The sequence below is a fragment of the Comamonas sp. SY3 genome (assembly GCF_041730275.1).
Lineage (GTDB): Bacteria > Pseudomonadota > Gammaproteobacteria > Burkholderiales > Burkholderiaceae_C > Comamonas > Comamonas sediminis.
Genome location: NZ_JBGTYN010000004.1, coordinates 111342 through 129381, shown reverse-complemented (window position 1 = coordinate 129381; position 18040 = coordinate 111342). Strand labels below are relative to the sequence as shown.

The window sequence follows — 18040 nt, the reverse complement described above, 5'->3', positions numbered from 1 at the left end:
TGGCCCGGCCCGGCTTGGCCTGGTCAGGGTTCAGGACTCGGCCGCCGAAGGGGGCAGGCTCTTCTTGTCCTGGCCACCGCCCAGCAGGTTGCTCAGCGCATCGCTGGGCAGGCCCTTGCCGCCAATGAACTTCTGCAGCAGCTCCTGCACGATCGGGCTCTTGGCCGAGACACCCTCGACCGCCTTGCCGACCGACAGCGCCTTGGCAAAGTTGTTGAAGAAGTCGCCACCGCCGCCGACGATGTCGATATTGGCCTTGGACAGCGCGGCCGACAGCACCTCGGCCTGCTCCTGCGCCACCGTCTTGTTCGCCTCGATGGCGGCCAGCGCCTGCTCGAAGTTCTTCTCCAGCTGCATGCGGAACTCTTCGTGCGAGCGGGCCTGGTCGGACAGCGAGGCCAGCGCGCCGAACTTCTCGGTCAAACCCTTGGCCTCGGCGAACAGCTTGTCGCGCAGCACATCGGCTTCGGACTGGCCGACATCGCGGGTCACCACGGCCTTGGTGTTGCCCACCTGGGCCTCACCACGGGCCTGCGCCATCAGGCGCTCTTCGAGCACCTTGGCATCGGCCAGGCCCAGCTTCTCGTTAGCATCGGCCTGGGCCTCGATCACGCGCACTTCGGCCAAGCCCTTTTCCTCTTCGCCCTTGGCCTGGGCGATGAGCTTTTCCGCAATGATCTTGGCTTGCACCAGGCCTTCGCGCTCGATCGCTGCGGCCGTCACTTCGCGCACCTTGGCATCGGCCAGGCCGGGCGCTGCGCGCTCGACCTCGATGGCCTCGGCCATCTTCTTCTTGGCTTCTGCCGTCTTGCCGGCGGCCTCCAGCTCGGCCTGGGCCAGGGTGGTCACCTCGACGGCCTTGTGGCGCGACGCGGTTTCATCCGCCTCGGCCTTCTTGACCTGGCGCACCAGGTCCTCTTCGGCCTGGGCCTGGGCGGTCAGCACGGTGACCTGCTTCATGCGCTCGGCTTCGGACACCACGCGCACTTCCTTGATGCGTTCCTCCTCCTGGGCCACGCCCTTTTCGACCACCACACGCTCGCGGATGACGTTGGCGATGTTGGCCTTCTCGACTTCGATGGCCTTTTCCTTCTCGATGCGCTGCAGCTCCACCTCGCGCTGGCGCGAGACCACTTCCAGGTCCTTGGCACGGGTGACCTTTTCGATCTCGATGACCACCGCACGCTCGCGGTTCTGCTGCGCCACCGCCACTTCGCGCTGGCGGTTTTCTTCGCGGATGTCGAGCTGCTCCTGCGTCTGAATGCGGGCCTGCTCGGCCTTGAGGCGCTCCTCTTCCTGCACCTTCTGGGTCTCGGCCTGTTCGCGCGCCTGGATGGTCGCGATCTCGCGCTTCTGGCGCGCTTCGGCATCGGCCTGCTGGCGCTCCAGCGCCAGCATCGCTTCCTTGGTCTCGACGTTCTTCTTGGTCACGGCCAGCTCGGCATTGCGCTCGAGCTCGTTGGTGACGATGTTCTGGTTGGCCGTCAGCTCGGTGATCTTGCGGATACCTTCGGCGTCCAGGATGTTGTTCGGGTCCAGCGAGGCCTTGGAGGTCTGCTCCAGGTAGTCGATGGCCACGTCTTCGAGCACATAGCCGTTGAGGTCGTTGCCGATCACATGGATGATCTGGTCGCGGAAATCCTGGCGGTTCTCGAACAGTTTCACAAAGTCGATCTGCTTGCCCACGGTCTTCAAGGCCTCGGAGAACTTGGCATTGAACAACTCGTTGACAGCACCCTTTTCCGAGGCGCGGTCCACGCCGATGGCCTTGGCCACCTTGAGCACGTCGGCAGCGGTCTCGTTGACGCGCAGGTAGAACGCGACGGTGATGTCGGCGCGCATGTTGTCGCGGCAGATCAGGCCTTCCTTGCCCCGGCGGTCAATCTCCAAGGTGATCAGCGAGATGCGCATGAACTCCTTCTTGTGGATCACCGGCAGCACCATGCCGCCGGTGAACTTCACCTTGGGCTGCGAGGTGGTGTCGTTGATGATCAAGGCCGTGCCCTGGGGCACCTTGATGTAGAAGGCCTTGACCAGTGCAAACAGGCCCAGGATGACGATGAAGACCGAGCCGATCAGCACCCCGGCAACGATGTACCACTCCATATTTCCCCAATTCATGCGGATCTCCCTATCAATATCAGTCTTTGAAAAATTGCGAATGCGGGCCGCCGCGCTGGCGCGGGCGAGCCGCTTCCATCAAACCGGTGGCAGCAGGCCCGGTATCTCGCTGCCGTCGAACTCGGCCTTGCTGACCACGCGCCAGGCGTTGTGCTCGGGCAAGTGCTCGATCAGCACGATCTCGGTGCCGCGCGGCAGGTCGCGCTCTGGCGAGCGCATCTGCACATTGAGCCCGCCGCCGCCGTCATCGACGCTGCCATAGCCTTGCGTGGCGTTGACCACCCCGCTGCGCACCAGGCCCGTGCGGCCCAGCAGCACCTGGGGGGTCTCGGGCGGCGCAATGCGCGCCACCAGGCCGCGCAGCGGCTGCAGCACCACCACGGTGGCGGCAAAGCCCAGCACCAGCGCAGACACTGCCAGCGCGCTGCCGATAAGCAGGTTGAGCAGCGCCCAGCCCTCGGGCATGGGCACCAGGTGGCACAGCACATAAGAGGCCAGCCAGGACAGCAGCAGCAACACCGTCAGGATCACGGTGGCCGGAATGCCGCCCAGACCCACCTTGAGCAGCAGGCCGGCCAGCGCGCTGACCGAATGCTCCACGCCATGGGCATGGTCGCTGCCGTCAAACAGCAGCCATTGGTCCAGCGAATCGGTCTCCACCAGGCCGACCAGGGCGATCAGCCAGTACAGCAGCATGCACAGCAGCAATGCGCCGAAGATGAAGGTCGGAAAGCCCAGCGCATAGTGCAGAAATGTCGACATGGCAGTCCCTCTTCTAGGTGTGCGGTAGCGGCCGAAGCGCCGGCTCCTCACTTGTTGTGTGTCTGGTCGGGCCAGCCATGGCCCCGGGCGGTATCAACCTTCCTTGGAGCCGGCGCGTTGCGCCTTGAGGCGCTCGAGCACCGACTGCGCATTGCCGGCGGTGGCGGTGATGCCTGCGGCGCGCAGCTTGGCATCGAGCGCGTCCTCGCTGCTGCTTTGCGCCAGCTCGGCTGCGCTCTCCATGCGGGCGCCGCGCTCGGCCTGCTTTTGCTTGATGCGTTCGAGCGAATCAAGCGCCGTCTGCACCCGCGACTGCGAGCCGGTGTAGCGGCCCGCCACCGTCGCCTGGGCGCGTTGCACGCTCTCGGTGGCCTTGACGGTGTCCGCCTGCTGCTTGAGGCGCTTGATGTTGGACTGCGCCGTCTGGATGGCCGAGCGCAGCTGCTCCACGCTCTGGGTGAAGGCGCCCAGCTGGGCCTCTTCCTCATCGCGCTGGGTTTCGAGCAGCGCCACCTTGCCGGCAACCTCTAGCGCCAGGGCCTCGTCCTGGGTTTCCAGCGCCTTGAGCGCATAGCCTTCGTATTCGGCAATCTTCGCCTGGGTGGTCTGCAGCTTGCCGGCAGACAGCTTTTGCTTGGCCATGATCTCGGCCAGCGCTTCCTTGGAGCTGTTCAGGTCGTTGTCGGCATCGCGGATCTCCTGGTCCAGGATGCGCAGCGCCTGGCTGTCAGTGACGGCTTCACCCGCCTCGTGCGCGGCGCCGCGCAGCGCAGTCACCAGCTTGTTCCATACGGTCATGATGCTCTCCTTGTACTGTGGGGTCGGGGACAGGCTGCGCTCAGACCTGCGCCAAGGTCAGATAGGGGGCCAGCGCCTCGGTGGCCTGGATCACGCTGTCGGCCAGGATCAGGATCTCGGCGAGGATGTCGTCCGTGCTGCTGTTGGCGCGCATCGCGGCAAACATCACATAGCCCTCGCCGCCCCGCGCCAGTGGCTCCAGCGCCATCGTCGTGAACGGGAACAGCTTTTGCAGCCGCAGGATTTGGGCATTGAGGCCCGCGCCATCGCGCACCTGGTTGGCGGGCCACAGAAAGGCCTCGACCACCAGCTGCTCGCCCGACAGGGCCACATGCACCGGCAGGTCGCCAAAATCGGACAAGGTGACCAGCACGCTGGTCTCGGCCCCTTCCAGTAGCTCAATCTGCAACTTGCCCTCCCGGGCCAGCGCCGATGCACCCAACTCTTCGGCCAGTGCCTGAATGCTGCGGTAGTGGTGCTTGCTGCTTTCCATACTCCCCTCCTGTTGGTGGATGGTCCATGAACCCGGTTGCGCCTGGGGCTGGCGCATCTGCTTTTCGAGCAGATGCAGGACCGCGCTGTACTCTGGAAGTACCCAGACTTCTTTCTTCACCAACCCTTGCTCCCGCAGCCGTTGGCGGTGCAAGCGCTGGTAGTGGGCAGATGTTTTTTGGTCCATGGGGCCACGATAACAGCCATTACATGTGATGTGTACATGTAATAGTTTCAATATGTAAATTCCCTTTTAAAATCATAGCGCTTCATGGTTGTTTCATGCGGCTGATTTGCGTTTTGTCTCGATGGGGACCGGCCCGCTGGCGATGCATCTTCACAATGGCTGCATGCTTTTGACCGACCTGCACCATGCCCACGCCAGCCTGCAAGACAACGGCGTGGCGACCCTGACTTTCCGCAACGCCGGCAGCCTCAACATCCTGTCGTCACCGGTACTGGAAGACCTGGCCCAGGCACTCGATACCTTGGCGCAGGACAGCCGCATCCGCGTGCTTGTGCTGCGCGGCACAGGCGACAAGGCCTTTGTCGCAGGTGCGGATATCAAGGAGATGCGGGCGCTCACGCCCGACAATGCCGCCGCCTTCATCACCCGGCTGCGCCGCGTCTGCGAAGGGGCGCGCCAGTTCCCCACACCGGTGATTGCGCGCCTGCCGGGCTGGACCCTGGGTGGCGGGCTGGAGCTGGCCTGTGCCTGCGATATCCGCATTGCCAGCAACCGCGTGCAATGCGGCATGCCCGAGGTCCAGGTGGGCATCCCCTCGGTGATCCATGCCGCGCTGCTGCCCCGGCTGATTGGCGCAGCCCGCACGCAGTGGCTGCTGCTGACCGGCGACAACATCGATGCCGCGCAGGCACTCCAGTGGGGGATGCTCGACCAGGTGGTGCCGCCCGCGCGGCTGGACGGCGAAGTGGAACACATGGCCAACAAGCTGGCCAGCTACGGCCCGCAGGCCCTGCGCCAGCAAAAGCGCATGCTGCGTGCCTGGGAGCAGCAATCGATCGACCAGGCGATCGACGACAGCGTGCAGGAGTTTGCCAACGCCTTCAAGACCGGTGAGCCCCAGGCCTATATGGCCCGCTTCGGACAGCACTGAGCCATTTCGCAGGCGCGCCAGGCCTGGCCCGGGCGGCCTGGTCACCCGCAGCGCCTGCTGAGCGCCGCGCCGCCGCTGCGCGGCGCTCCTATCCCCGCCTCCCACCTCTCTTAGCCAGCGCCACGCGCCCGCCCACGCGCGGGCGCTGTCCCGTTGCGCGCTGACCCTCCTTCCCCCGCCCGCTTCTGTGGTCCCGGCCCCGCCCGCCTGCATGGGGCGCGCTTGCCTCCATGGCTGCGCATTTTTTCTATCGGTGTGCGCTTCTTGCCACTGCTGAGCGCATCACCCGGTCACAGAATCCGATGCTGCAGCGCATCATCCGCCGTGTCAAATCGTTAAAAAACACTTCCAAATCAAGCATCAATTTGTAACTGCGACAGGACGAAGATCCGGCAGAGCGTTGATAGTTATCTCCTTTAACGTTAATAAATACTTACTTTTTACTCGGATACTTGTTGAAACACTATTCATACTGTTTTGTCGATTGATATAATCGAATCGCAAGTCGTAAGAATTTTTTTCTATCAATCACCATGCCCAAGCGCTCCGCACCCCTCCTTCAGGCACCTGCCCTCTGCGCAGCGTTTCTAGGCCTTTTTCCTGTTTGGGCCCATGCGCAGCCGTTGAGGCTCTACCAAGTCAGCTGGGCCACCTGGGGCCTGGGTCTGTGCCTGGCAGCGCTGCTGCTGGTGGTATTGCTCGAAGCGCTCTACACCTTCCGCCACTATGCGTTCACGCTCAACCGCCTGTTTGCGCGGCAGCGCCCGCTGTATGCCGGCATCGAGCATGCCCATTGGCCGCACATCACGGTATTTATCGCAGCGCACAACGAAGAGGCCGTCATCTCCGGCTGCATCGAGGCATTGCTGGATGTGGACTATCCGCGCGACCGCCTGACCATCATGCCGGTCAATGACCGTTCGACCGATGGCACACGCCAGATCATCGACGGCTATGCCGACCGCCACCCAGGCCGCCTGCAGCTGTTTCACCGCCAGGAGGGCCCGCCCGGCAAGGCCGCTGCACTGGCCGATGCCACGGCGATCGTCCAGGCCCGGGGCCAGTCCGAGCTGATCGTCGTGTTCGACGCCGACTACCTGCCCGGCAAGAAGATCATCAAGCAGCTGGTAGCCCCCTTTCTCGACCCTGAAGTCGGTGCCGTCATGGGCCGCGTAGTGCCGCAGAACGCCGGTGTGAACCTGCTCACCCGCCTGTTGGATCTGGAGCGCTCCGGCGGCTACCAGGTGGACCAGCAGGCCCGCTTCAACCTGGGCGCCGTGGCCCAATACGGCGGCACGGTCGGCGGCATTCGCCTGAGCGCGCTGCAGGACGTGGGCGGCTGGACACCGGAGGTGCTGGCCGAGGACACCGACCTGACCTACCGCCTGCTGCTCAAGGGCTGGCAAACCGCTTACCTGGGCTATGCCGAATGCTATGAAGAAGTCCCTGAGAGCTGGGCCGTGCGTTTTCGCCAGATCAGCCGCTGGGCCAAGGGCCACAACCAGGTCATGACCAAGCTGGGCACCGAGATGCTGACCCGCAAGGGCCTGCGCTGGATGGAGCGGGTCGATGGCGTGGCACTGCTGGGCGTGTTCCTGATGTCCCCCATCCTGCTGGTGGGCTGGATGCTGGCGCTGGTGCTGACCGTGACGGGCTATGGCATCGGTGCGAATGTGAACATTGCGCTGCTGATGCTGCTGATCGCCACCGGTTTTGCCTGCGTCGGCAACTTCGCGGCCTTCTTTGAAGTGGCTGCGGCCGTGCACCTCGATGGCCACCAGCGCCGCCTGCGCCTGCTGCCGCTGCTGCTGACCGGCTTTGTCGTCAGCATGGTGGCGGTCTCGAAGGCCACGATCGACGGGCTGCTGCTCGACAAGCTGTTCAAGCGCCAGTTCAAATGGGACAAGACCGTGCGCTACCGCCAGGCACCCGCTACGCCCGCCGCTGCGCACGCCGCTGCGCACGCCGCTGTCCCCGTCACCGCTGCCCTGCCTGAAGCCCGTGTATGACCGCCCCCGCCAACCCCTTGCTGTTTGGCAGCATGTGGCTGATCGCGACCGTCCTGGTCTTCCTTCTGCCGCTGTTGCCGGCACTGCGAGAGCTGTACTCGCGCAGCGATGCCGATGCGCTGGAGATCGACCCGCTGGACGACGGCCGCACCGACTACGCCGCCCACCGCATGGCCGGGCAGCTCGACCTGCTCGAAGCCATGCCGCGCGTAGCGCAATGGCAACGGGATGACCAGGGGCGCCTGATGGTCCCCCGAGGCCAGAGCCGCCTCATGGCCCGGACCGCACTGCCGGTGGTGATCGGCTTTCGCTCCGAGCTGCGCACCCTCGTCTCCAGCGATATCGTCGAGCTGCAGGCCAACAGCGTCGTGCAGCGCGTGTTGCATGCCAAAAGCATCCACTGCCTGGGACCGGCGCAGCTGGCGCGCCTGACCAGTGCCGAACGCCATATCGTGCTGTCCCCCGGTGCGCGCTTTCTGCGCCTCGCAGCCGAATGCGTGTTTACCTGGCCGCTCAAGCGCTCGCTGCAGTTTCCGCTGCCCGAGCTGGGCATCGGCATGCCGCTGACGACGCAGCAGCGGCGCCATGAAGGTGACTTGCGCATTCCCGTTGGCACCATCGTGCGGGGCGGCCTGGTGGTCACCGGCAACCTGCTGATGGAGGAGATGTCCGTGGTCATCGGCCACGTCAAGGTGCATGGCAATGCCGTCCTCGCCAAGAGTGCCTGCGTGCAAGGTGCCGTGTTCGTCAATGGCGATCTGCAGACCAAGGGCAACAACTATGTCGAAGGCCCGCTGTGCGCGGGCAAACGCCTGCACCTGGGGCCTGACAGCCAGGTCGGCGACAAGGACTGTCCCAGCAGTGTCTCGGCCTGGACCATTGCGCTCAACGCCAGTGTGCGGGTTTATGGCAGTATTGCGGCGGTACGTTCCGGACAGGTGGTGCTATGAAAACACGCAATCTCTGGATCGCCTCTGCCGCGATGGCCTGGCAGCTCGCAGGCGCGGCCCAGCCGGCCGAGCCGCCGGGGCTGGCCGCCTTTGCCACCGGCGATGGCGCCTATTACACGACCGTGGGCGGCCAGGTGGTGGACCCGTATTTCGTCAACAAGGGCTTCACGATCGCGCTGCAGGCGGATGCGCCCCTGCAGGCCGAGCTGCAGCAGTGGCTGGCCTGGCTGTTGCCGCGCCAGCGCCAGGACGGCGGCTTTGACCGCTTTTGCCCTGCAGCGGACAAGGCCTGGCGCAGTTGCATGGGTGCCGATGCCGATGATTCCATGGCCGCCACGACGATCGAGATGCTGCACCTGGCACAGCAGAAAAAATGGCTGCTACCCAGCCAGCAGCCGGCTGCCGAACAAGCCATCGCGCGCAGCCAGCAGCTGCTCGCACGTCTGCGCAACCCCAAGAACCAGCTCTACAGGGCCTTGCTCGACACCGAGCTGTACTACCTGATGGACAACATCGAGGTCTATGAAGCACTGCGGGTGAGCGAAGGCGCGCAGGCCGGCCCCGGCTCCAAGCGGCTGGCGGCCGCCATCCACCAGCGCTTTCGCAGCGGCAGCGACTGGACACCGGCCTTGCCCGAGTACGACCGCCCCCGCTTTTACCCCCATACCCTGGCCAGTGCCTACCTGTGGCAGACCGGCCTGATCTCGCGCGCCGAATCGGACCGCGCCACCGCCCAATGGCTGGCCCAGCACGGCAACGCCTGGCTCTCGCGCAGCGAAGACCACTATGCCTGGGGTCTGGTGGCCTGGAAGATGCGCCAGACCGCCCCGATCCAGGCTGCCTGCTGGCGCGCATCGCTGCGCCCCTTCCCCGCTGCGCTGGGCTGGACCGTGCTGGATGCGATGATCGACCCCTCGCTGTCGCACGCCGGCATCGGTACGCAGTGCCCCTTTGCCCCTGCTGCGGCGGCCAACCGCTGAGGCTGAACCATGAACAAGCTCTTGCGCTGGAAAAAATGGCTGGCTGCCTCCGCGCTCGTGCTGTGCGTGCTCGCCGCCATCGCCTGGCACCAGTCGCGCAGCCTTCGGGCCAGCCAGCATTACGCCACCATCAGCCTGTTGATCCCCGACCGCATGGCCCCCGATGCGCCAGAGGTCGCCATCTGGCGCCAGGCCGCGCGCGAGCGCGGCGTGCTGCTGAGGCCGCTGGCCATCAGCGAATGGATGCGTGGCATCCACTACGGCGCGCCCGCGGCGCAGCAGTCGGTGATCCTGCCCGATACCTTCCATCGCAATATCTCGGACGCCGCTGTGCAGACCCTGATTGACGTCGTGCATGCCGGTGGCCAGGCCATGGTCGTGCAGGATGGCGGCTTGCTCGATGAGCGGGGCTACTACAACAAGGGCAGCTCACGCCTGTCGCAAATGCTGGGCCTGCGCTATGGCGATTACGACACCTTCAAGGACCAGCTGTCGGACTATGAAGAGATCCGTGGGGCGCCATCGACGATGGAGCTGCTGGGCATACCGCCCGGGCGCTACCTCGATGCCAAGGCCGCCGCCAAGCTCACCGCCATCGACCCGGCCGAGCTGGCGCAGCAGGAACCGGCCTTCCCCAGCTTCATCGCGGGCTACACCAAGGATTCGCAGCGCTTTACCGTGCTGAAAACCGACCGTCCCAGCGGCCTGCAGGTGCTGCTGCAATCGAGCAACGGCGATGTCGTGGCCAGCGTCAACCGCTGGGGCAAGGGCCAGGCGATGTTCATCAACCTGCCGCTGACCTACCTGCTCGAACGCACCGACGGCATCTTTCTGCATGGCTTTCTGGCCTACTTTGCCCACCAGGTGGTGCAGCAGCCCGCGCTGCTCAGCGCGCCGGACGGCAAGGGCGCTCTGGTGCTGAACTGGCACAACGACGACGGCAAGGCCATCGGCTATCTGCACGAGCTGCAGGAGGCTGGCATTTTCGACCACGGCCACCAGTCGATGCATTTCACCGCCGGCCCGGATGTGAACAAGCCGGGCGACGGCCTGGGCATGGACCTGGACTACAACGAAGACGCCCAGCAGATGATCCAGAAGCTGCTCAGCCAGGGCCATACCATCGGCAACCATGGCGGCTGGATCCACAACTATTTCGGCGACGGGGCCTCGGACAGCAACAGCGATGACTTCATGCCGCTGCTCGACCTGAACAATGCCGCCGTCACCAAGGCCAACCATGGCCAGCAGCCCAACGAATACTCGGCCCCCAATGGCAACACACCGCTGTGGACCTACGACTGGATGGCCGAGCATGGCGTGCAGGCCTTCTACACGGTGGCCAACGTCGGCATGCCACCCACGCGGCAGTGGCTGGGCACGCGCCAGATCCACCAGTCCTGGGCCTTCCCGGTGCTGACCTATGGCCAGGTGGCGTCGGCGGAGGAGGCCTCGTTCCAGAAGATGCCGGCCGAGGAATTTGGCGAATGGCTGCAGCAGGTGGCGCGTTTCATCGAGCAGACCCGCAGCATCCGCCTGAGCTACTTTCACCCGATTGGCGCGGTCGGCTACCTGCCCGCCGTCAAGGCCTATATCGACAGCATGCAGGCCTGCGTGGACCGCGCGCAGTGCCAGTTCATCTCGATGACAGAGGCCGCCGACTTCCTCAGCCGCCGTGACCAGGTAGAGTGGTCCCTGCAGGCCCAGGGTAATGCCGATGTGCTCAGTGCCCGCCACCCCCAGTCCCTGGCCGGCATGGCCTGGACACTGCCCAGAAAAAAATATGCTGCCGTGCAAGTACAAGCAGGCCAGGCCCAGGTGCAAGCCACCGACGACGGCTGGCTGGTGCGTGCGCAAGGCGGCCAAGAACTTCGTCTCGAACTGCGCCGCCAACCATGACTTCCTCGCCCCCCTCCTCCCCCTCATCCGTCGTGGCCATCATGGGCACCCGGCCCGAGATCATCAAGATGGCACCGGTGGTGCTGGCACTGCGCCAGCGCGGCATCCCCACCCATGTGCTGCACACCGGCCAGCACGAAGAGATGGCTTGGCCGCTCTATGCGTTCTTTGGCATCGCGCCCGAGCAGGTGATCCGCCTCAAGCGCGAGGTCGCCAGCTTGCCGGCGCTGTCGAGCGAGCTGATGTCCGCGATCGGCAGCACGCTGGCCAGCCTCCAGCCGGCGGTGGCGCTGGTGCATGGCGACACCAGCAGCGCCGCGATGGGCGCACTGGCGGCCGCCTACCTGCAGATCCCCGTCGGCCATGTGGAGGCGGGGCTGCGCTCGGGCCGCATCGCCGAGCCCTTTCCCGAAGAGATCAACCGCAGCCTGATCGGCCGCGTCAGCCAATGGCACTTTGCGCCCACCGGCCAGGCCCGCGAGAACCTGGAGAAGGAAAACGTGCCGGGCGAGATCTCGGTGGTCGGCAATACCGTCGTGGACGCCGTGCTGCTGGCAGCCCGCCATGTGCGTACGCAGCGCGCTGCCGGCCAGCCGGTGGCCAACCCCGACTACCAGTGGTTCATTGACAGTGGCCTGCGCCAGCTGGTGCTGGTGACTGCGCACCGGCGCGAGAACTGGGGCGAACCGATGGTGGAGATTGCCCAATCGGTGGCCCGCCTGCTCGAGCAGCACCCCGATGTGGCAGTGATCTGGCCGGTGCACCTGAACCCGCTGGTGCAGCAGGTGGTGCGCGGCGCCCATGCGGCCTGCCCTGCCGATGTGCAGCGCCGCTGGCGCCTGACCGCTCCGCTCGATTACGCGCCGATGGTCGAGATCATGGACGCGGCCCAGCTGCTGCTGACCGACTCGGGCGGAATCCAGGAAGAGGGCCTGTCGCTGCACAAGCCGCTGCTGGTGATGCGCGAAGTGACCGAGCGCCCCGAAGTCATCGCCTGCGGCGCCGGCCTGCTGGTGGGCACCGAGGCCGGGCGCATTCTGCAGGCAGCCAGCCATGTGCTGGCCACCGGCCAGCTCCCCGGCCAGCCGCCCACCACCGTCGACAACCCCTTTGGCGATGGCAGCAGCGGCGAACAGATTGCTGCCGCGATTGGCCGCCATCTGCAGCACGCCTCTGTCTGAACACTCCACAAGAACACCATGAACATACGCACCCTCCCCCCTACGCTGGCGCTGAGCGCCGCCTTGCTGGCGCCTGCCCTGGCTGTGGCGCAAACCGCCGATGCCACGCCCGCCGCAGCGATGGCCAGCACGCCCGTGGCGCCGCCTGCGGATGCACTGCCCGCTGATGCGCCAGCGGCTGATTTCGAACCCGGCCGCCGTGGCCGCGTCGATGCCGGCATGGGCTTCTCGAGCCTGACCGGGGGCAACAGCAACTGGAACGAGCAGTTCGTGCGTGGCTATGTCGGGCTGCGGCCCGGCACCACGTTGAACTGGGACCTGTCCAGCCAACGCCATTTCGACCAGCGCGGCACCGTGGGCGCGCTGTCGCTGACGCATACCCTCACCCCCTGGTGGTATGTGTCGGTGGGCGCCAGCTCCGGCTCGGCCGACTTCCAGAACAAGTACCGGGGCGACATCGCCATTTACCGCAAGTGGACCGAGAGCCAGCAGTGGGTGACCGGCCTGGCGCTGATGAAGTCGGCCAGCCGCGATGGCATCCACCGCGACACCGGCATCACCGCGTCGGTGGCCTACTACTCGGCCCAGGACTGGGTCGGTGAAGGCGGCGTGGTCTACAACAAGTCCAACCCCGGCTCGGTCGAAGGCTTCCGGGGTTTTGCGGCGCTGACCATGGGCCGTGAAAAGCAGCACTACTTCACCGCCCGCATCGACCACGGCAAGGAGGGCTACCTGCCCACCGGCGCCATCGCCAATGGCGCCGGCAACCAGGTGGGCTTCCAGTCGACCGAGCTGAGCCTGCAGTGGCGCCAGTGGCTGGGCAGGGACTGGGGCTACCTGGTGGGCGGCCAGTTCTACCGCAACCCTTACTACAACCGCAAGGGCATCAGCGCTGCGGTGTTCTTCGACTTCTAGAGGCCAGACCATGTCGTTGCGCATGACCCGCCAGCACCGGGGGCTCAGAAGCTACATCTGGACCTGGCAGCACAGCGCGCAGCTGCTGGTACTGCTGACGGCGTTCTGGCTGGTGCTGTGGTGGGCGGCGCCGCTGCTGATGCACCGCTGGGCCGATGTGCTGGCCTGGGCCTGGCCGCATCTGGGCCTGGGCAGCAGCGATGGGGTCGAGGTCAAAACCACCTCACTGCTGGGTGTGCCCGTGGACGTGGTGCGCACGCAGTTCTATGTGCCGCCGCCCAGCCTGTGGCAGTGGTGGGGCGGCGCGCTGCTGTCGCTGGGGCTGATGGCGCTGTCCTTCGCGCTCTCGCGTGAACGCCTGCCGCTGATCTACGGCCTGCGCATCGTCGCACTGCTGGGCATCGTGGGTCTGCTCTCGTACGAATTTCTGCCCGCGCTGGCCGTCAGCGACGTCAACCGTCTGCTGGCCGACAACATCCTGGACATGGGCCTGGCGATGCTCTGGCTGCTGCCGGCCGTGCATGCGCTGGTGCTGTATATCTTTCCGATCCCGGTGCTGCACAAGGTGGCGGCCACGATGACGGGCATGCTGATGCTGGTCGTCAGCATCCCGCTGCAGGCGGCCTCGCTCGCGTGGCTGGCCCAGCAATGCAGCCTGCTCGTCACCCTGCCCCTGTACATGCTGTTCAGCTTTCTGCCCCAGATTGCGGCACAACTGGGCATCTACGGCCTGTTCATGAGCTTTGCCCCCGCGCCGGAGCCCCGCAGCCCGTAGCGCCTGGCGCGCGAAAAAGTTTCCCAGGCAACAATTAGCCGACGAGACCCTGTTGGCATCCACCTGGGCGGACAATGCGCGCTGGCCCTGCGTTCAGCCCCCGTTGCCGACCTCAGAGGCCACAACTACCGATCGATCACTGGCGCTCGGCAGCCGGCCCTGTGGCAGGCCCGCTCAGCGCCGCCAAGGAGTAAACAATGCTGTACCTGGTTCGCATGGATGTGAACATTCCCCATGACCTGCCCGCAGAGCAGGCCCAAGAGATCAAGGCCCGCGAGAAGGCCTACTCGCAAGACCTGCAGCGCGATGGCCGCTGGAAGCACATCTGGCGCGTGGCGGGCGAGTATGCGAACTACAGCGTGTTCGATGTGGAATCGAACGACGAACTCCATGGCCTGCTGCAGGCACTGCCGCTGTTCCCATACATGAAGATCTCGGTCACGCCGCTGGCCCAGCACCCGTCGGCCATTGCCCAGAACGGATAGCGAGCGCCGGCACCGGCCGGCCACCTGCTGTGCAACGCACACCCTCGCCCATGGCGAACGGTGTGCGTTCTGCTTTCTGGCCTGGCCTGGCGTGCGGATTACAGCTGCACCCGCAGCTCGCCTATACCGTCAAACTGCACCCACACTGCATCGCCGGGCGCGGCCTGCAGCAGGCCGCACCAGCTGCCGGTCGTCACCACCGTGCCGGCGCGCAGGCTGCCAAAGTGTGCGGTCGCATGGCGCAGCCACTGCGGCAGCAACCAGGCGGGGTCCTGCAGGCCATAGCTGTTCTCAAAAGCCTGGGCGGGCTGCACACCGATCTGCACCGTGCAGCGCTGCGTGCGGCCATCGACCGGGCGGTACGGCAGCCAGGGCCCCAGCACCAGCGCGCCATGGCAGAGCAGATCGGCAGCCTTGAGGGCGGCCGGCGCCTGCAGCTGCTGCTGCCAGCGCGAATCAACGATCTCGATGCTCAGCGCCATCGCATCGACCAGCTCGGCGGCGCTGGCCTCATCAAGCGCTGCAGCCTGGGCCGCATCGACCGGCCGGCCCAGCCGCAGCGCAATCTCGGCCTCCACGCCGCGCAGAAAGAACGGGGTATTGCCAAGATCGGCGCCGCCGCCATGCACCCCTTGCGGAGGCAGCGGCGCATGGCCCAGCGGCTGGCTGCGGCTGGGGCCGCCGGATTTCCAGTACTGCGGCGCCTGGGCGCTGTCGCCCCAGCGCTGGGCGCGCTCGCGGTGCACGGCGATGATGTCGGCAGGCGCCAGGCTCGCAGGCCAGGCAGCTGCGTCGATGGCAGTGCCAGCGGACGTGGCCGTCTGCAGCGCCTGGGCCAGGGCTGCGGGTTGGAATGGTGCGGCGGTGTCGGCAGAGGGCATGGCGATCAGGTCCAAAAGTGTAAGAAGTCCAATCGGCATAGCGTAACGGACCGCCGTACCTGCCCCTGTCGCCGCAGCAATACGCAACATGTAAGCAGCACCAGGCCCAGGTTATGCAAAAAAAGCATTCCATCCCAATCATCCGGCCTTGGACAAAGGCTATAGAGCGGATTTAAGCTGTGCAGACCTTTTCAACCGCATGGATCGTATGACGTCCAACAGCACTCCCGCCGCAACGCAACACGCGCTGCCTTCCTACCTCGACGCCAAGCACCTGGGCCCCTGGGGCAACTACCTGCAGCAGGTCGACCGCGTCACGCCTTACCTCGGCTCGCTGGCCCGCTGGGTCGAGACGCTCAAGCGCCCCAAGCGCGCGCTGATTGTGGATGTGCCCATCGAGATGGACAACGGCACGATCGCCCACTTTGAAGGCTACCGCGTGCAGCACAACCTGAGCCGTGGCCCCGGCAAGGGCGGCGTGCGCTTTCACCAGGATGTGACCCTGTCCGAAGTGATGGCCCTGTCGGCCTGGATGTCGATCAAGAATGCCGCCGTGAACGTGCCCTACGGTGGCGCCAAGGGTGGTATCCGCGTCGACCCCAAGACCCTGTCGAAGGGTGAGCTCGAACGCCTGACCCGCCGCTACACCAGCGAAATCGGTCTGTTCATTGGCCCGTCCAAGGACATCCCTGCGCCCGACGTGAACACCAACGGCCAGATCATGGCCTGGATGATGGACACCTACTCGATGAACACCGGCGCCACCTCCACCGGTGTGGTCACCGGCAAGCCCATCGATCTGGGCGGTTCGCTGGGCCGTGTCGAGGCCACCGGCCGCGGCGTTTTCACCGTGGGCGTCGAGGCCGCCAAGCTGTCGGGCCTGGCGTTGCAAGGCGCCAAGGTGGCCGTGCAAGGTTTTGGTAACGTGGGCGGCACGGCAGGCAAGCTGTTTGCCGAAGCCGGTGCCCTCGTCGTGGCGGTGCAAGACCACACCGGCACCATCTTCAATGCCAAGGGCCTGGATGTGCCCGCTGTGCTCGACCATGTTGCCAACACCGGCGGTGTGGGCGGCTTCAAGGGCGCCGACAAGATGGCCAACGAGGACTTCTGGGCTGTCGACTGCGACATCCTGATCCCCGCTGCGCTGGAAGGCCAGATCAATGCCAAGAATGCCGGCAAGATCAAGGCCAAGATGGTGATCGAGGGCGCCAACGGCCCGACCACCACCGAAGCCGATGACATCCTGCATGACAAGGGTGTGCTGGTGCTGCCCGACGTGATCGCCAACGCCGGCGGCGTGACGGTGAGCTACTTCGAATGGGTGCAGGATTTCTCCAGCTTCTTCTGGAGCGAGGACGAGATCAACGCCCGCCTGGTGCGCATCATGCAGGACGCCTTTGCCGCCGTCTGGCAAGTGGCGCAGGAGAACCGGGTGTCGCTGCGTACCGCCACCTTCATCATCGCCTGCCGCCGCATTCTGCACGCACGCGAAGCACGCGGTCTGTACCCATAAAGCCAGCGCGATTCCACGCTTTGTCAGCGGCCCTCGTGGCCGCTTTTTTGCGCCCTGCTTCCGCGCACGCAAAGCATGGCTTTCGCAACGGCGAAGGCCCAATGTGCCCGGGTGCAGGCAAACCCCATCACGCCTGCCAGCGCGACTGCCTATGGTGAACTCCTAACTAAAAATACGGAGACACCACCATGCGCTTTGCGCGCCGCTGCGCCCTTGCGGCCCTGCTGCTTTCCCCGCTGCTGGCCTGGGCGGCCGACTGGCCGGCCCGCCCCATCACCATCGTCGTGCCCGCCGCTGCTGGCGGCACCACCGACATCGCAGCGCGCCTGCTGGCGCAGAAGATGGGCCAGTCGCTCAAGACCAGCGTCATCGTCGAGAACAAGGCCGGCGGCGGCGGTGGCATCGGCACCGCCTATGTGGCGCGCGCCAAGCCCGATGGCTACACCTTGCTGATGGGCAACATCGGCCCGGTGGCGATCAATTTCAGCCTCTACAAGAAGCTGGCCTACGGCCCTCATGACCTGCGCGGCATCACCAATGTGATCTCGGTGCCCAACATCCTGGTCGTGCATGCCAGCTCCCCCATCCAGAACGTGCAGCAGCTCGTGGCGCTGGGCAAGCAAAAGCCGCTGACCGCTGCGACCTCGGGCGTGGGCCAGTCGCCGCACATGTCCACCGAGCTGTTCCGTCAGCAAAGCGGGCTGGATGTGACCCTGGTGCCCCACAGCGGCGCGGCGCCCGCCGTCACGGCCTTGCTGGGCCAGCAGGTCGATTTCATGATCGACAACCTGCCCAGCTCGATGCCGCACATCCAGTCGGGCAAGTTCCGGGCACTGGCCATCACCAGCCGCGAGCGCTCGGCCCAGCTGCCTGATGTGCCGACGATGCGCGAGGCCGGTGTGCCGATGGATGTGACCGCCTGGTTCGATCTGCTCGCGCCGGCCGGCACGCCCGATGCCATCGTCAACCGCCTGCAGCAGGTGGCCCATGAGGCGCTGCAAGGCGCCGACATCCGCCGCACCTTTGCCGAGCTGGGTGGTGTGCCCGGCGGCGAGACGGCGGCCGAGCACGACGCCTTCATCGCGCAGGAGCGCAAGCGCTGGGCCGAGATCGTCCGCGCCGCCAACCTGTCTCTCGACTGATTCCTTTCGTTTGCATCCC

The 18040-nt window shown here is 65.7% G+C and carries 16 protein-coding genes; 11 read left to right on the top strand and 5 right to left on the bottom strand.

Features of this window, described 5'->3' with window-relative positions; all coding sequences use genetic code 11:
* Positions 1-30: 30 nt before the first annotated feature.
* From ACCQ08_RS07190 to ACCQ08_RS07175, 4 genes are all read right to left on the bottom strand, one after another.
* Positions 31-2121 (bottom strand): flotillin family protein, encoded by a 2091-nt coding sequence (locus ACCQ08_RS07190; RefSeq protein ID WP_312414256.1) that lies wholly within the window; start codon positions 2119-2121, stop codon positions 31-33.
* Positions 2122-2199: 78 nt separating this feature from the next.
* Positions 2200-2883, bottom strand: coding sequence for a ubiquinone biosynthesis protein UbiH (locus ACCQ08_RS07185; protein ID WP_373449330.1), 684 nt, complete (start codon positions 2881-2883; stop codon positions 2200-2202).
* A gap of 93 nt (positions 2884-2976) precedes the next feature.
* Entirely contained in the window at positions 2977-3681 is a 705-nt protein-coding gene (locus tag ACCQ08_RS07180) for a PspA/IM30 family protein (RefSeq protein ID WP_373449329.1), read from the bottom strand.
* A 40-nt stretch (positions 3682-3721) separates the two neighbouring features.
* Positions 3722-4174, bottom strand: coding sequence for a YjfI family protein (locus tag ACCQ08_RS07175; protein WP_312414263.1), 453 nt, complete (start codon positions 4172-4174; stop codon positions 3722-3724).
* A 349-nt stretch (positions 4175-4523) separates the two neighbouring features.
* On the opposite strand from ACCQ08_RS07175, the gene ACCQ08_RS07170 reads away from it, so the two are divergent.
* The 9 genes from ACCQ08_RS07170 to catC all read left to right on the top strand — a co-directional run bounded on the left by ACCQ08_RS07170 (position 4524) and on the right by catC (position 14485).
* Positions 4524-5291 carry an enoyl-CoA hydratase gene (locus ACCQ08_RS07170; protein WP_373449328.1) on the top strand — a complete coding sequence of 256 codons (768 nt, stop codon included), beginning with the start codon at positions 4524-4526 and terminating at the stop codon, positions 5289-5291.
* A 623-nt stretch (positions 5292-5914) separates the two neighbouring features.
* Positions 5915-7300 (top strand): glycosyltransferase family 2 protein, encoded by a 1386-nt coding sequence (locus ACCQ08_RS07165; RefSeq protein ID WP_373449327.1) that lies wholly within the window; start codon positions 5915-5917, stop codon positions 7298-7300.
* Positions 7297-8250, top strand: a complete 954-nt coding sequence (locus ACCQ08_RS07160; protein ID WP_312834787.1) for a hypothetical protein — start codon at positions 7297-7299, stop codon at positions 8248-8250. The genes ACCQ08_RS07165 and ACCQ08_RS07160 overlap by 4 nt, the downstream gene beginning before the upstream one ends.
* A complete protein-coding gene (locus ACCQ08_RS07155; RefSeq protein ID WP_373449326.1) occupies positions 8247-9230 on the top strand; it encodes a hypothetical protein in 984 nt (327 codons plus the stop codon). Before ACCQ08_RS07160 ends, ACCQ08_RS07155 begins: the two co-directional genes overlap by 4 nt.
* Positions 9231-9239: 9 nt before the next feature.
* Positions 9240-11129 (top strand): hypothetical protein, encoded by a 1890-nt coding sequence (locus ACCQ08_RS07150; RefSeq protein ID WP_373449325.1) that lies wholly within the window; start codon positions 9240-9242, stop codon positions 11127-11129.
* Positions 11126-12310 (top strand): non-hydrolyzing UDP-N-acetylglucosamine 2-epimerase, encoded by a 1185-nt coding sequence (gene wecB, locus ACCQ08_RS07145; RefSeq protein WP_373449324.1) that lies wholly within the window; start codon positions 11126-11128, stop codon positions 12308-12310. The genes ACCQ08_RS07150 and wecB overlap by 4 nt, the downstream gene beginning before the upstream one ends.
* Before the next feature lie 18 nt (positions 12311-12328).
* Positions 12329-13225, top strand: coding sequence for a YaiO family outer membrane beta-barrel protein (locus ACCQ08_RS07140; RefSeq protein ID WP_373449323.1), 897 nt, complete (start codon positions 12329-12331; stop codon positions 13223-13225).
* Positions 13226-13235: 10 nt separating this feature from the next.
* Complete coding sequence (locus ACCQ08_RS07135) at positions 13236-14000, top strand: hypothetical protein (RefSeq protein WP_313334982.1); 765 nt, start codon at positions 13236-13238, stop codon at positions 13998-14000.
* 197 nt (positions 14001-14197) lie between these two features.
* Entirely contained in the window at positions 14198-14485 is a 288-nt protein-coding gene (gene catC, locus ACCQ08_RS07130; protein ID WP_239810125.1) for a muconolactone Delta-isomerase, read from the top strand.
* Positions 14486-14583: 98 nt separating this feature from the next.
* Here the strand turns inward: catC and ACCQ08_RS07125 are convergent, their stop codons facing one another.
* Positions 14584-15366: a fumarylacetoacetate hydrolase family protein gene (locus ACCQ08_RS07125; RefSeq protein ID WP_373449322.1), complete on the bottom strand. Its 783-nt coding sequence runs from the start codon at positions 15364-15366 to the stop codon at positions 14584-14586.
* Between the two features lie 208 nt (positions 15367-15574).
* On the opposite strand from ACCQ08_RS07125, the gene ACCQ08_RS07120 reads away from it, so the two are divergent.
* Together ACCQ08_RS07120 and ACCQ08_RS07115 are read left to right on the top strand one after the other, a co-directional pair.
* Entirely contained in the window at positions 15575-16879 is a 1305-nt protein-coding gene (locus ACCQ08_RS07120; protein WP_239812810.1) for a Glu/Leu/Phe/Val dehydrogenase, read from the top strand.
* A gap of 188 nt (positions 16880-17067) precedes the next feature.
* The gene (locus ACCQ08_RS07115) at positions 17068-18021 is read left to right on the top strand and encodes a Bug family tripartite tricarboxylate transporter substrate binding protein (protein WP_373449321.1); all 954 of its coding nucleotides are present in this window, start codon (positions 17068-17070) and stop codon (positions 18019-18021) included.
* The last annotated feature ends 19 nt before the right edge of the window (positions 18022-18040 follow it).